Below are 15730 nucleotides of genomic sequence, written 5' to 3'. Positions count from 1 at the left end.
GCGAACAAAACACATCCACTGAAACAGCAGATGCATTTTAGTTACTTGTAAGGCCTTTAATTACTTCTTTTTCGGCGCCAATACCATAATCATCTGGCGACCTTCTATTCTCGTTGGGAAAGATTCGACTACTGCAAATTCTTCAGTATCCGCTTTCAAACGATTAAGAACGTCAACACCGATGCTTTGGTGGGCCATTTCGCGGCCACGGAAGCGAATTGTTACCTTCACTTTGTTGCCGTCTTCTAGGAAACCAGTCAGGTTGCGTAGTTTTACCTGATAGTCTCCAATATCAGTCCCAGGACGGAATTTTATTTCCTTAATCTGGACCTGCTTTTGCTTCTTTTTCTGCTCTTTCGCAGCTTTGCTCTTCTCGAAGAGGAACTTACCGTAGTCCATCACACGACAGACTGGCGGCTCGGCGTTAGGGCTGATCTCTACGAGATCCATACCAGCTTCATTAGCAGCTTCAAGTGCTTCAGCAATTGATACTACACCAACGGCTTCGCCGTCAGCGCCAGTTAGACGAACTTCACGAACGCCACGAATGTCACCGTTTAAACGGTGCTGGTTTTGCTTGGCCGGTTGTTGGCCACGTCTTCCGCCTTTAATAGCTATTCCTCCAGATTGAGCTTACGGCTTGAAACTTCGGCTTGGATGTATGAAATAAAGTCATCCACTTTAAATTTGCCTAGGTCTTTGCCTTTACGAGTACGAACTGCGATTTCACCGGCTTCCATTTCTTGGTCACCACAAACCAACATGAACGGTACACGTTTCAAAGTATGTTCGCGGATTTTAAAGCCTATCTTCTCATTTCTCAAGTCCGCTTTTACTCTAAATCCACTTTTTTGCAGTTTTTTTGTAATTTCTTGCACATATTCGGCTTGTTTGTCAGTAATTCCCATGACAACAGCTTGTTCTGGCGCCAACCAAGTTGGGAAGAAGCCAGCGTATTCTTCGATAAGAATACCGATGAAGCGCTCAAGAGAACCCAAAATTGCACGGTGAATCATAACTGGCGTGTGACGCTCGTTGTCTTCACCCACATAAGTTGCACCCAAACGTTCTGGTAATGCAAAATCAAGCTGAACTGTACCACATTGCCATGCACGGTCTAAACAATCATGCAGTGTGAATTCAATTTTCGGTCCGTAGAATGCGCCTTCACCTTCTTGGATTTCGAAAGCGATATCCATAGATTCTAGAGCAAGCTTTAGATCGGCCTCAGCACGGTCCCACATTTCATCAGAACCAACACGCTGTTCAGGACGAGTAGATAGTTTCACAACAATGTTTTCAAAACCAAACGTTGTGTAAGTATCGTAAACCATCTCAATACACGCTTTCACTTCTTGCTGTACTTGTTCTTCAGTACAGAATACGTGTGCATCATCTTGAGTAAAGCCACGTACACGCATGATACCGTGTAGTGCGCCTGAGGGTTCGTTACGGTGACATGAGCCAAACTCAGCCATACGTAGCGGTAGATCGCGGTAGGATTTCAAACCTTGGTTGAAAATCTGAACGTGACCTGGACAGTTCATTGGCTTAATTGCGTATTCACGGTTCTCAGAAGAGGTTGTGAACATTGCTTCAGCGTATTTATCCCAGTGACCTGAACGTTCCCAAAGAACGCGATCCATCATTAATGGACCTTTTACTTCTTGGTAATCGTATTCTGTCAGTTTCTCACGAATAAACACTTCTAGATCGCGGAAGATAGACCAACCATTATGGTGCCAGAACACCATACCCGGCGCTTCTTGCTGCATGTGGAAAAGGTCTAAGTGCTTACCAATTTTACGGTGATCACGCTTAGCAGCTTCTTCAAGACGCGTTAAGTGCGCCTTAAGAGCTTTCTTATCGTGGAAAGCCGTACCGTAGATACGTTGAAGCATTTTGTTGTCGCTGTTACCACGCCAGTAAGCACCCGCTACGTTAAGTAGAGTAAAGTGCTGACAGAAACCCATATGTGGAACGTGTGGACCACGACACATATCGATGTATTCTTCATGGTGGTAAAGACCTGGACGATCGTCTTTTGAAACATTCTCATCCAAGATTTCAATTTTGTACGTTTCGCCGCGAGCTTCAAATGCATCGCGTGCTTCCTGCCAACTAACCGTCTTTTTAACAACTTGATATTTAGTCTTAGCCAACTCTTTCATACGCTTTTCGATCTTATCTAGATCGTCTTGCGTTAAAGAGTGCTCTAAATCGATATCGTAATAGAAGCCATTGTCGATTGTCGGACCAATCGCCATTTTAGCTTCTGGGAAAAGTTGCTTTACAGCGTGACCCAGTAAGTGAGCGCATGAGTGGCGAACGATCTCAAGACCGTCTTTCTCATCTTTAGCTGTGATGATTTCTAGACTAGCGTCATTTTCAATAAGATCACAAGCATCAACACGGTTACCATCTACACGACCGGCGATGGTTGCTTTAGCAAGACCAGGTCCGATAGATAGAGCAACGTCTAAAGTTGATACAGGGTTTTCAAATGGGCGCTGACTGCCGTCAGGAAGAGTAATAATAGGCATTGTTTGTCCTTTACAGTGGTGTTGCATACCAAGCAACACATGTTCAGTAATATGTTTTGTTAGCAACAAAACATGTCTAAATTAGAGTTCAATATTGATGTCGATACAAATACGAATGTACCTAAAAAAATACGAACGCGCATTGTAACTCAAAGAGATAAAATAACAATCCATGTCACAATTTATCACTCGGCATAAACCTGTGTAAGTTAGCGAGTGATTACGCTAGATAAGTTTTCTTCGATAACAAAAGTCGCATATCTCACGATACGTAAATCATCTATCACCAACTTCTAATGAACTACATTCCTAATTTTGTTGCCATGCTGACATTCACTGCTGTGCACACAACGCTTTAACATACAGGCAATCAACGTCAGTAAACCCATTACCAAAACTAGACGAAAACTAGACGAAAACTAGACGAAAACTTACTTAGCTTGACTGACCCCTTACAAGGCGATGCGTAGTATCGATTGTGCCAACTCATTGGACATTTCCCTCTTATCTTGTAGATAGAAGAATTCACCGGAGAATTATGATGAAAAAAGAAATCCTACTTATCGCAACACTTATGGTTAGCTCAACCAGCTTTGCTGCAGTGAACACTCAAGCCTCTGAAGCCAAGTTCAAAACAGATGCGTTTGAAACACAAGAACAAGCCTATTACGCAGGGTATGACCTCATGGACGAGTTCAAAGCAATGCCGACTAATCAACTTATGCAAGAGTTGCCGATTTATGAAAACAATGTTCAGCGCCCAACGGTAAAGGTCACGAACACAAAGGTAACCATCGAAGAGTTTTCTGAGGAGCGTGGAAAAATACAATACCGCGCAGTTGTGGAAGTTGATTATCAATATAAATACCGCGAAAGCCGTAATAGCTGATAAATCCAATAAGCCCTAGATAAATGATTATCTGGGGCTTTTGTTTAAAATTCTAATAGCAAACATTAGGTTGAAAATGCTAGTTTTTTTCTCCGTTTTTTTGTTGCTCTTTTTCGTGCTTGTAGCCCATGGTACGGATATGCTCACCGTGAATAGTGTTTTTCATCAGTTCCCACAGCGCAGCTAAGAAGCGTTTATGCGCTTCATGATGGCGAATGTATTTGATATGGATAAATACATAGATTGCCAAAAACACAGCCAACGCAATCGTCACACCATACGCTTCATATAAACTCATAATATTCATAGTAATAACCTTATAAATTCAATCTAACAATCAGTTAATCTGCTAAACAATTAATCCACTTTTTGCTGCGGAATCGGTAGATACAAGCAAACCATTTAAATATTGTTTCTAGGAAAAACATTGCAAAGACAATATCAGGGGTAAACCCTAGAACAAGCGCGCCAATCGCAGCTAGCGGAATACCAAACAGCCATTGGGTAAACAAATCTTGATACAAACAGAACTTCACATCCCCACCAGCACGTAAGACTCCAATAACCATTGTCGTCGGAAGAGATCGCAAAATGATGCCAATACAAAGAATGGAATAGAACTTGTCAGCTAACTGCCTTGTGTCCTCTTCTAATGCCCCAAACATTCCAAGAATTAGGTCTTTACAAAGGTACAGTCCGAGAGAAACTGCTACGGTGACAAAAAATGCAATGATGGTAAATTGTATCGCCAACGAATAAGCCGCTTCTGGTTTGTTAGCACCAAGTTGATTGCCAACAATGACAGAAGACGCATTTGCAATACCAACCAAGAAGCTAAGTGAAAACGCCTCAATTGGCGTGATAACAGCAAATACCACTAACCCCTGTTCACCACTTCTACCCATAATGGCGGTATATGCAAATAAGCCCGCTGACCATAATAGGAAATTCACCGTTGTTGGAAATGCGAGCTTTGTAAACTGACGAATGCGCTTTGAACAAAGTGCGGCTTTTAAGTCCTTAATCCCAAAGCACAATATGTGCTTGCGATAACGCAGGTAGGCAATGGTAATCAATACTTCTAAGACGCTACTAATCACCGTTGCAATAGCCGCCCCTTTCAAACCTAAAGCTGGAGTTCCAAAATGACCAAAGATCAGTACCCAGTTTAAAAAGATATTAAGACCTACACCAATCCCACTAAGCCATGTGCTCGTAGACGCTTGATGAGCTGAACGCAGACCCGCCGCGATGCTGCCCGAAAAGGCGACACAAAAAAGACTCAATCCGGTGATTTGAAGATATTCATGACCGAGTTGCTGAACAAGCTCCAATGAAGAAGAGAGCCCAATGATAAAATCACCAACCAGCCAAAACAGGCTTAATGGTATAAGAGCGGCAACCGATGCCATCATCCAACTCAGCGCAATACTACGAGTAACACCAAGGTAGTCTTTGGCACCAAAATATTGCGCGGCTAGCATCGCCCCACCCGTTGTAACACCCGACAATAATATCGTTGCGACAAACAAAGCACGACCCGCCACACCGACGGCTGCAATATCCTGCTCAGACAACTGACCGATCATAATCAGATCAATCAATCCCTTGCTTGAAAAAAGGATGGTTTGCAAGGTAACAGGAATCGCAATACTCAATATACTGACGAGTAATGCCTTATCAAACCACCTGTTTTTTTGCTCTGCTAAATAAGAAGTCGACACAATACCATTCCAGCTAAAATAAAAATCGCTCGCAATTATGATTCGAATGATTCAACATTAAAACCCACTTATGCAGGGGTATTACGTTCAAGAGAGGGCAATTCATGCATACTTTAGAGCAACTTCACGCTTTCATTGCCGTTTTTGAGCAAAAATCGTATAGCGCTGCGGGGCGTAAGCTAAATAAAGACCGAACTACAATTAGAGAGTTGGTTAAATCATACGAGGACAACCTTGGTTTCTCTTTATTTGAGATCCAAGGGAGAAAAGCTCACCCCACTCCCTACGCAACTGAATTAGTGAAACAGGCTTACTTAGTTCTTAGACAGAACTCCAAGCTGACCGAATACAGTAAATCTATATACACCACGCCTAAAAGCATCATCAATATTGGATATGACGCTGACTTTCCGTTCGAGTTTATTGCGGAGCTAGAACGAAGACTACATGGCAAGTATCCACACCTAACTGTACATTGGAGAAAAACCACTCGCCTAAAGGGTGTTCCTTTAATTGCGAAAGGAACATTAGATTTCGCTATTTTACCGACCCGAAATCGAGTTGAACCTGAATATCCTTTGCAATTTACATTGCTTGGGTACATATCCTACGGCTTGTATGTCGGCAAACATTCCCGATTAGCGAACAAAGCTGTGTTTACACTTGAAGATGGGCAATTTGAGACTCAGTACCTTAGCGAAAATGCATGGGAGGCTGATGGCATTATTAAAGAGTTCTCATCTCAGACACGGCAGGTCAGCAGCAATCGTCTTATTGTCCACCTTTTACAAAACGATGGCTGGGCGATCTTACCCAATGATTATGCAAACGATGAAGTGAATAAAGTGAAGTTGACTAAGTTAGAGAGCAATATTTTAGCTAACGATGTAAGGATTGGGTTTGGCTATTTCCATCAGATAGGTCAAGAACAGAGCAGTACCATTCAACACATTAAAAAGTGGTGTGATGAACTGGCTAAAACTTTCTTTCAATCAGCCGAGTAAGTTGTACTCGGCGATTACGTTTGGCGACATTATATCTATTTTCGCGAGTTAGCCTTTCACAACAAGGTGATTGCGATTATCACGGCTTGATTTAATTAACGTATCACTCGTATCTATGGTAGGCGACTTAGCAAGGCGATCATATAGCAGAACATTGACAGAAGCGGCTAAGTTCATGCAACCAATGGTTGGTACGTAGACCACATGATGCGCTCTATCTGCTACGTCTTGAGAAATTGAACCATCTTCAGGACCAAAAATATAAATCGCATTCTCAGGGTGATCGAACTCAGGTAGTGGTGTTGCACCTTCTGCAAAATCCACACAAACAATGTGAGTCTCTTCTGATAGATTATCGAGAAATGAATCCACGCCATTCAACGGAATCTTACTGGTTATGTTTTTTGTGTCAGTTTGAAACTTAGAGGCCTTTTCATAGCGCTGACCGGTATATTGAACCTCGTCCGCTTGATAGCACCCTGCTGCACGCATTACTGCACCAACATTTGATGGGCTTTTAGGGTTAGTCAGCCCAATGGTAACGCGTGATTTTGTCATAATTGATCTCTACAGCCTACAAGTGGCTTTGGTGACACACTGCTTGAGCATATCGAAACAGGTTACAAATTTGAGGCGGCATTCTAGCAAAAGGATATTTATTGTGGAAGATGAAGCAAGACAATAAAAAAGGCAGCTTCACCACAAAGCTGCCAAGACACTTAAACGAAATGATGAAGTAAAGGCTTATTTCATCTCAGCATAGAACGCCGCAATATTGGCTATATCATCGTCATTTAATGCAGCGACCATTGCGTTCATAGTTGGATCTTTACGGCTGCCGTCTTTAAACGCCTTCATCTGCTTGACTAAATACCCTGCTTTTTGACCCGCTAGATTTGGATATAAATCCATTGGTGAAATGCCATTTGCACCATGACACGCTATGCAAGTGCCCGCCTTTGCTTTACCTGCACTGGCATCTGCTGCAATCGCTGAACCCGAAGCTGCAAGCCCAAGAACAGACGCTGCGATTACTAAGGCTAGACCATTTTTCATTGATTTCTCCTTGTCTCTTTTATTATTTAGACAACATATGATTATTGAATCAAAAAAAGAAAAAGCACCGAATGCCCTACACATTCGGCGCCTCCCTTTAGCTATGCTCCTTTATTAAACGATATTCCTTGGTGCAAACGAGAATGCACGGAACTCATTTTTATATTTGGATTCACCAAGCTTCTTAATATTGGCGACCCCGATCTTAAAGTTATAGTTGCCACTGATTTGGTCAACAACACGTGTTGTCAGTGAGTTAGAGGGTTGGCGCATATCAATCATATTGGCGTAAAGCGCGCCTTGCTTAACTGCTGGAGTCACGATAGCAACAGCAGTTACAGCGGCCTTATCCAATTTAATATGCCCATTTTTCATCAGGCTACTGAACTGAAAGTCGTCACCATGAACACCCAAAATAGTGTCTTTGAAGTTAGCGACACGATCGGAGTACATCATCACCTGATCACCAGATTCGATACCACGTTTCTTGGCATCCTCAGGGTGTATCTCAACCCAGTTCTCAGGCCAACGTTGAATAACGTAAGCACGGCGCTCAACATCATCAAAACCTGACTGCCAAATCTCATTGATTCGACCGTTCGAGAACCACAACTCATCTTCTTTCGGTTGCAGCCATGCATAAAAATCACTAAACAGATCCCAAGGGTGTTTCTGCAGATTGACCTTACCTGTTTGGCTGTTAAACCCGGTGAGCTGTTTCTTCAATACATTGGCGCCTTGCGGACCATCCGCTAACCCTTTTTTGTCTAACTCAGCTTGAGTCATTTCAGTGTCATGTAGACGCTTGGTGCCAACCAGCTCTTTGGTGTCGTAGTTATAGAACACCGGCCCTTGAATACCATCCGTCCCATATTCTCTGAGCTTTTCATGCAGAGTTTTACCCTCTGCGTGAGCAGCCACCTTGATCATATGGAAGTCTTTACGACTACCGCGACTAAAGCGAGATGCTTCCTCAGCCACGTCGTTCGAGTTATTCCAATCAAAACCGTCATAACCCATACGGGTCGCTAGTTGGGAAATGATCCACCAATCTGGTTTTGCATGACCCGGCGCATCTGCAAATTTCTGGTACAAACGTAAACGTCGTTCACCATTAGCACGCATGAAATCCTCTTCACCCCATGTTGCTGCTGGGAAAACGATGTCCGCAAATTTGGCCCCAATAGGATCGCGCAGATAGATATCTTGGTTAATAACTACCATACCGCCTGAATCCGCTCGTTTTTTCAGCGTATCAATGATCTCTTGCTTATCGTAGCTATAGACCTGATGTGGATTGGCAGTAACCAACTCCCAGAATTTCTTCTGCAAACCTTGGCTGCCACACATCGCTTGGATCCACGTTGTGCCGATAACATGCGCAAACCGAGTATGACCTGAGTACAAATAACGGTCAGTATCTATCGAACGACGACGGCGTCCCGGTACTTTCTCTGGTGACTTGTTTCTTGGCAGTTTACCTCCTGATTGACCTCCACGTTGGTGACCACCGAAACGACCAACAACGCGACCTTCCCGTCCACCCGCGCCAACAATGGTCGCAAGTGAAGAGATAGCGTTGGTGTTACCCGTGTTATTAGACCAGTAAAAACCTTTTTCGATACCAATAGAGGTTTTAGGTCGTACGCCATCGACTGGTTTAGCCAACATTTCTGCTGCTTTATAGATCTTATCGACATCTATACCGGCCATTCCAGCTGCGTAGGTTGGATCAAACTCTTTCTGATCGAAGTTCCATTTTTTGTAGCCTTCTAAGCCATCGGTTTGGAACTTGCCCCAAGTGGTGCGCCATTGCCAAGGTGTGTTACGAGTACCTTGACCAAAGCCGGAACTGGATTCCCATTTATTGTTTACCCAGTTTTGGATCCACTCACTGTCTTCCCAGCCATTTTCTAGGATCACTCGGATAATCGCCCCAACAACCAAGTTATCGGAACCTGGGTTTAAGTCGATATGCAAGCCACCGTGTTTCTTAAGCCACGCAATACCAGCCGTTTCACGTGGGTTCAGCATGACTGTTTTCATACCGCGTTGAACTGCAGGCATAATGAACTGAGTGAAAATAATGGTTTTCGTTTCGTATGGGTCGGTACCACAAATCATCAAGGTGTCAGCAGCGCCCCAATCATCGTAACTTGGACCAAAGTTATCAAAACCCGCGTCACGGAAACCCGGTGTTGACGTTACATCTGATGGGGTATCGTGGAAGGTAAAGTTAGCTGTATTCACATGGCGAAGTGCATACTTGGTGATCGCGTATGTATTCTCAATATACTGATATGAGAAAGTTTTTACGCCATATGCATTAGTGCCGTGAGTATCAATAACATGCTGACCAACCTCTGCGGCGATATCTAACGCAAAGTCCCAAGGTACAGGTTGTAAGCTACCACCGATTCGAACCAGTGGCTGAGTCAAACGGTCACGTGTACCCGTTGACGGGTTATAGAGTTTTTGAGCCAACAAGCCACCCCGCATAGACGAATCGCCCATTTTGTTTACGGCTTTGGTGTCTTTATCGGGTACAACAATAACGTTATGTGGTTTGCCTTCGTGCATTACTACATTATGCTGAGCAGGTGCAACCCACGCTTGAAGAGGCGCACTTGGAAAGTTAATTCCAAATGCATTTTCATCAGCCTTTTGTCCACCATTGGCTTGCTCTAACGGCCAACGGTAAACCTTATAACCACAAGCAACGACACAATAGTCACAAGCGGTTGTGATCACATCGGCATTCTTAGGGGGAAGCGGAGCGTGATCTTCTGGAATATAAAAGTTAGTGGTCATTGTTACGCCTCCTGCATCGCAATGATGTTATCCGTTCGACCAAATAGCAGCCCCATAATGCCCACGGCATAGATCTCATCACCATCAAGTTCAAGAAGCACTTGAGGTAAGCTTTCATAAGCCTGGCCTGAGACGATAATGCCGTGACGACGCATATCAAAGGTCGATAAGTGGAAAGGACACTGACCTAACACTCGATGCTCGCCAACGACTTTGTACTGGCCATTCATAGGTCCACCTTGGTGCGTACACATTAATGAAAAGCCAACAACATCTTGCTTAGGCCCAAGACCCCCACCCGCTTGCACACCCATCTTAACGAGTAGACCTTGTGAATTAGGGCCATCGTCTGGGTAGTTAAAATACATAGGTTCGTTCTCTTTAAGCTCACTTAACTTGCCCAATAACTTTCTTGGGTAACCTACAACTCGAGCTTGAGTTCCTTGTGCTTGGGCTGTACCCGGGAAGAGCGTTAATGACATGACACTTGCCGTTCCGGCAGTTGCGCCTGAATACATTAAGAAGTCTCTTCGTGACATCATGCATTTGCGATGTTCCGACGCACTCTCTTTGTTATTTGATTTATCTTTGTCGATACTCATTTTTTCACCTCCATCAGCTCTTCCTCGCTGAACAGACGTTTATCTTCAGGTATTACCGGATAGTCCATAACAAGCTTCTCTCCAGAGAAGGCATCGAGGAACGCGAGTAAATCCAACTTTTCCTCTGCCGATAACCCAAGAGGTGTCACTAACGGGCTCTTAGTTTGAGGGAAATCCGTTGAGCGACCATCAGCGGCTACACCACCACGGTCATAGAAATCCACGACGTCAGAGAGTGTTGCAATGGTTCCGTTATGCATGAATGGCGCAGTGTATTTGGTGTAACGGATACTTGGTGTACGGAATTTACCTTTCATGTTTTTTCGCTTACCACGGAAATAAATACCGGGATCAGCCTTAGTTTCACGGTACATCTTCTCGTTAGAGCCTTTAGCATATAGCTCGTAACGGAAAGTAATTTGTGCCAATGGATCGTTTTCCCAGCGCAAGTTTGTTGGCACACCTACGTTGTAGTTTTTTTGATCCGATGCGAGTGCACCGTTATGACAAGCAATACACTTCGCTTTACCTTCAAACAAAGTTTTACCTGCAAGTTGCTGCTCACTCAGGGCTGATTTATCACCGAGAAGGTATTTGTCCAATGGGGTATCTTTTTGAACCAAAGTACGTTCAAAGGCTGCGATGGCTTTCCATGCATTACTGACTTTTGGATAGTTATCACCGAAGATGTCATTAAACTGTTCGACGTATTCGGGCACGAGTGCCAAACGCGCTTCCATGATGTCGTCTTCACCATTACCCGCTACGCCGCCTTTTGCTGCACTTTTCGCCTGACCTTCTAACGACTTAGAAGATCCCGCCCAGAACAGCTTTTGGTAGTAAGCCGAGTTAACAATGGTCTGGCTATTACGCCAGTGAACCGTGCCAGGGTAACCAAGTGATAGATCCGCTGGAAAATCCCAACCCAGCGCAGGATTGTGACAAGCAGAACATGGCGACGACATATCCCCACCTAATCGGCCATCGAAAAACAGTTGATATCCTAATGCCACTTTTTCAGGTGTTGTCGGGTTATCTAAAGGTGTCGGAACTTCACCTAACGGAGCTAATGCTGGATACTGCTTCCCATCGAGCTCAATTGCAGGTAACGCTGCCGCTACTTCTTCAGCCGTTATTTTCGTTTCAACCTCTTTCGCTTCTTGTTTCGCACAAGCTGGCAATGCAGTGATGGTCAATAACATCGCAGCCATTGCAGACAAGCTGATTGCATTCGTTTTCATGCTGTCCTCCTTAATTCTTCACATTGCGCCAATCAGTGATCAGCTCATAGTTGTAGTCAGACTTCATCCAAACATGCTTTTCAGTCGTCAATGGCTCACCAGACAACGACTCCAAGAATGCCACCAAGGCTTTTTGCTCTTTCCACGTTAGATTAAGCGGTTTAATGCGCGGATCTTTATTTGAATCATCACCACCTCCATGGTTATAGAACGCCACGACATCAGCCAAACTCTCAAGCATGCCGTTATGCATATAAGGTGCGGTGTATTTGAGTTCACGCAATGTTGGAGTGATGAACTTACCCATATCTGTGCCATCTGCTTTGTGCGTCTGAACATGCGCACCAACGTCACGTTTTAAGTTCATGTAATTTTCATTACCCATAAACATGTTAAATGCAATGAACGTATGGTGACGACTAGGATCACGGAAGATATCGAAGTTTTCTGGTACACCCGTGTTGTAAGGGTTTTGATCGGTAAATAGTGGACCGTTATGGCACGATGCACACCCTGCTTTACCTTTAAATAGTGCAAAGCCAGTTGACGCTTGATCACTCAATTGCTGGGTATCAAATGCTGATGGTGTCGAGGTAAGAGTTTTTAAGTATTCAGGAATCGCTTTACGTACACTGCCATTAGACGGCTCGCCATAGCCCGCTTCCTTAAACATTTTCACATAAGTTGAGTCTTGTTTAAGACGCTCTTGCATCAAACGCATGTCCATGTTCATTAACCAATCTTCGGTAATGTTTTCACGCGTTACATCATTTAAGTTAGTTCCAATACGACCATCATGGAACCACACTTTTTTGTGGGTTGTATTAATTAAAGTAGGCACGTTTCTAAAGCCTTTGCTTCCCGTGTAAGCGGGGGCCAATGCTTCTGGATATGAGTAACCACTTTCTGGATTGTGACAAGATGCGCACGACAGCGCAGTGTTACCCGATAAACGAGTATCAAAGAATAGGCGTTTCCCCAACTCTGCTTTTGCTGCATCTATTTTAACTTCAGGTAACGGTCCAAACTGATTGGTATCCGCTTGACTTAAAGTTGAAAAAGAGAGGCTTACAGTCGCAGCAAGGATTAGCATTTTTCTCATTGTTATGCTCCTTAGCTTCCAGCTATCGTTGCACTCGGTTCCAATTCCTTATGCAACATTTTTATATTTTTCCAAGCTAGCTAGAGCATAAATTGAGCCAACTTTTGATCGCCTCATTTATTCTGGAAAAACAACCAGTTACGGCCACTGTGAGCTAGGTCTCACCAGTGGAAATTGAACGTTTTGTGGTATTTATCAATAGTGAATCTGAACGAAACGTTAAATCTTGCTTCAGTATCGATACCATTACGCAGCAACACCCAACTAAGTTGTTGTTTTCATTTAAATATACAGCCACCAACAGAGTAGGCATGGAAACTGCTTAAATGCATATAAGCAAAGAGAGCTAGTGAAATATAAGTAACAGCAGATCAATCAAGGAATAGGGATATGAGAATGCATGATGTTGAACTAAAAGAAGTGGAAATCGAAGCCGCTAACCAAAAATCTCAATCGTTACTCATCGAATTACTCGCCAGCGGAGACGAAGCACAGAAGTGCTACAGCGCAAGAGCAATTGGCCAAAGTCAAATAGCAGCAGCCGATGCCGAACTTAACAAGAGCCTATATCATGCCGATCCAGACGTTGTCGTTGATTGTGTCAATGCGCTAGCCCAGCTAAATAGTGGTGATGTTGCCGCTTTAGAAGATGTAGCAAGAAACCATCCAGAGGGTGATGCTCGCCTAGCAGCGTTGAATGCACTTAGCCACCACTTTTCAAATGCAAGCGTCAGAGTATTATTTGAGGACTTTGCCCTTGGCAGACAACAAAACGACCAATGGGGGCTAGCAAGTGATTGGGACGATTGGTGGGATATCCAAATAAAAGCAGTCTCAGTGTTAGTAGAACATGCAACGAAAAATAGCTTACCGTTACTGAAACAGATCCTTGATCTTGATCCAGAGCCGGAACTTGAAGCGCTTATCTACAACGGTATTGCGAAGCTAGATCCTAACTGGATCATCGAAGAGCTAGAAAATGCTCCATTGATGAAAAAGCGTAAATTGCTTAAGTCGCTCAATCATTCCAACACCCAGATAGCGAGAGCTTTTCTGTATAAACATTTACGCGATAACGATGCTGTTATTCGAAAAACATCCATTGCTGCTCTAGCTAATAAACAAGCGAGCGAGTATTTCTGGGATATTGTGAAATGCTTACAAGACGACTCAACACTTGTTCAACAGCAAGCTATCTTGGCCTTGGATAGCTTTTCTCAAGTAGACAACCTAGATACCGGGCGTCTCATTGGATATTTGGAAAATGCTTCTTCAAATGCCTACCCAGAACTATTAAAGCTGTGCCTTAATCAGCAACTTAGTGTGAATGACATTGATCGAATAGTAGAAAAAGCCAACAGTTCGAACCCACACTCTCTCACTGCTCTTTTATCACACTGGGATAGCATTACCTTTAATTCCCAGCATAAAGGCACACTACTTGATTGTCTTATTACTCACTTAGCCGACCTTAGAGCCGAAACACATGTTCAGATCCAGCTCATTCGTCAACTACCCCTATTTCAAGATCATGAAGAGCGCTCACTTACTCTACTAGAAAAGTTCATTCATCGTGAAGATGAACAAAATGGCCATCCATTTTACGAATCCAGTATACGACAGGCTTGTTTCGATACCCTTAGCCATTCAGCTCATCCAAGCTGCGAACATATGCTAAAAACCACACTCTTTGGTGCACAAGCTTATCCAAATGCGATTGACATTAACGTTGTTGACGACAAACAAGAATCAGAAACATCTTCAGCCGAAGAAGCGCAGCAAGCAGAGTTAGCTGCGCTGCTCGATGAACACAACGAAAAATTTGCTGAGCCGATGAGTAATACTAACTCTCCGAGCTCAACTCTGGGGATGATCCAGCAAGCAAACGTCGAGTCTGTTTTGGTTCAGCCTAATCAAAGCAGTGATAAGAAGCATGAAGATCAGCAAAAAAATATCGTTGAGATGGTCGAAGAGCTAGACGGGGATCTAGAGAACTATGCGAACATTGTGAAAGCGCACTTTGATAGCGCAGAACACCTAGATATGAACCGCAGAAAAATTGCCAAACTGCCTAACTTAGACAATCGCTTAATTGGGGTTAAAGCTCTCGGTCAATCGCATCACCCACTTGCCACCCGGTGGTTAGTTGAATCTATTCTAGGGGCAGAGCCCAATGAAATGCGTGAAATATTCCAAGCATTAACGCTACAAAAAAAACGTAACAAGAAAGATAAACAGATCGATAACGGCATTGGGGCAGCGGGTAATGCAATCCATCACGGCGATCCACTACTCAAACAAGCCGCTGGCCATTTTCTATCAACCATGCCAACCAGTAAGGCGATTCCATTACTACTCGTTGGCCTTAATGATGACAATGAACATGTTCGCTTAACCTGTCTAAATTCTTTGGAGTTACATCTAGATAAAATCAAGCTCACTCACAGAGACGAAGTTAAAATAGCAATCTATAAAGCACTTCAAGACCCTGCAGGCGGTGTCAGAAAGCAGGCCTTGAGACTTTGCTGCTTAAGGTTAAAAGACGAGATAATTACACCTGAGCAATTAGAACCTTTATTAAATCTGGCATTAAATGATGAAGAGTCACACAGCGTTGCTAATACGATGTTTAAACGCTTTAAGTTGCCGATCTTAATGTTAATTAATCAAAAGCTCATGACGCTTGCCGATCAAAGACAACCTAACGCCATTAAATTATTGGGTGAAATGCTAACCTAAATCTTAATCAAAAAACTTG

At 43.6% G+C, this 15730-nt stretch carries 13 protein-coding genes; 3 read left to right on the top strand and 10 right to left on the bottom strand.

Translation table 11 applies throughout. From position 1 onward, the window contains the following. Positions 1–60: 60 nt before the first annotated feature. On the bottom strand, positions 61–549 hold the full coding sequence (gene infC, locus L4D20_RS01385; RefSeq protein ID WP_427916962.1) for a translation initiation factor IF-3: 489 nt from the start codon (positions 547–549) through the stop codon (positions 61–63). Between the two features lie 65 nt (positions 550–614). Next, a complete protein-coding gene (gene thrS / locus L4D20_RS01380; RefSeq protein WP_428799772.1) occupies positions 615–2543 on the bottom strand; it encodes a threonine--tRNA ligase in 1929 nt (642 codons plus the stop codon). Between the two features lie 538 nt (positions 2544–3081). Between thrS and L4D20_RS01375 the strand changes: the two genes are divergently transcribed. Next, the gene (locus L4D20_RS01375; protein WP_428799771.1) at positions 3082–3432 is read left to right on the top strand and encodes a DUF3316 domain-containing protein; all 351 of its coding nucleotides are present in this window, start codon (positions 3082–3084) and stop codon (positions 3430–3432) included. A gap of 79 nt (positions 3433–3511) precedes the next feature. Here L4D20_RS01375 and L4D20_RS01370 read toward each other — a convergent pair whose 3' ends face one another. Together L4D20_RS01370 and L4D20_RS01365 are read right to left on the bottom strand one after the other, a co-directional pair. Further along, positions 3512–3739, bottom strand: coding sequence for a hypothetical protein (locus L4D20_RS01370; protein WP_428799770.1), 228 nt, complete (start codon positions 3737–3739; stop codon positions 3512–3514). 34 nt (positions 3740–3773) lie between these two features. Then, on the bottom strand, positions 3774–5156 hold the full coding sequence (locus L4D20_RS01365) for an MATE family efflux transporter (RefSeq protein WP_428799769.1): 1383 nt from the start codon (positions 5154–5156) through the stop codon (positions 3774–3776). A 104-nt stretch (positions 5157–5260) separates the two neighbouring features. Between L4D20_RS01365 and L4D20_RS01360 the strand changes: the two genes are divergently transcribed. Next, entirely contained in the window at positions 5261–6160 is a 900-nt protein-coding gene (locus L4D20_RS01360) for a LysR family transcriptional regulator (protein ID WP_428799768.1), read from the top strand. Between the two features lie 48 nt (positions 6161–6208). On the opposite strand, the gene L4D20_RS01355 is transcribed toward L4D20_RS01360, so the two are convergent. From L4D20_RS01355 to L4D20_RS01330, 6 genes are all read right to left on the bottom strand, one after another. Further along, positions 6209–6718 (bottom strand): RNA methyltransferase, encoded by a 510-nt coding sequence (locus L4D20_RS01355; protein WP_428799767.1) that lies wholly within the window; start codon positions 6716–6718, stop codon positions 6209–6211. Positions 6719–6904: 186 nt separating this feature from the next. After that, positions 6905–7216, bottom strand: a complete 312-nt coding sequence (locus L4D20_RS01350) for a c-type cytochrome (protein WP_428799766.1) — start codon at positions 7214–7216, stop codon at positions 6905–6907. A gap of 114 nt (positions 7217–7330) precedes the next feature. Further along, positions 7331–10027, bottom strand: coding sequence for an arsenate reductase (azurin) large subunit (locus L4D20_RS01345; RefSeq protein ID WP_428799765.1), 2697 nt, complete (start codon positions 10025–10027; stop codon positions 7331–7333). A gap of 2 nt (positions 10028–10029) precedes the next feature. Continuing rightward, complete coding sequence (locus L4D20_RS01340; RefSeq protein ID WP_428799764.1) at positions 10030–10629, bottom strand: arsenate reductase (azurin) small subunit; 600 nt, start codon at positions 10627–10629, stop codon at positions 10030–10032. Next, positions 10626–11870, bottom strand: coding sequence for a cytochrome-c peroxidase (locus L4D20_RS01335; RefSeq protein WP_428799763.1), 1245 nt, complete (start codon positions 11868–11870; stop codon positions 10626–10628). Before L4D20_RS01335 ends, L4D20_RS01340 begins: the two co-directional genes overlap by 4 nt. A 10-nt stretch (positions 11871–11880) precedes the next feature. Further along, positions 11881–12972: a cytochrome-c peroxidase gene (locus L4D20_RS01330; RefSeq protein ID WP_428799762.1), complete on the bottom strand. Its 1092-nt coding sequence runs from the start codon at positions 12970–12972 to the stop codon at positions 11881–11883. Positions 12973–13362: 390 nt separating this feature from the next. On the opposite strand from L4D20_RS01330, the gene L4D20_RS01325 reads away from it, so the two are divergent. Further along, positions 13363–15711, top strand: a complete 2349-nt coding sequence (locus L4D20_RS01325; protein WP_428799761.1) for a HEAT repeat domain-containing protein — start codon at positions 13363–13365, stop codon at positions 15709–15711. Positions 15712–15730: the final 19 nt, after the last annotated feature.

Origin of the sequence: Vibrio kyushuensis (genome assembly GCF_050337325.1) — a bacterium.
Taxonomy (GTDB): Bacteria; Pseudomonadota; Gammaproteobacteria; order Enterobacterales; family Vibrionaceae; genus Vibrio; species Vibrio kyushuensis.
This window is presented reverse-complemented; position numbering and strand designations above follow the sequence as displayed.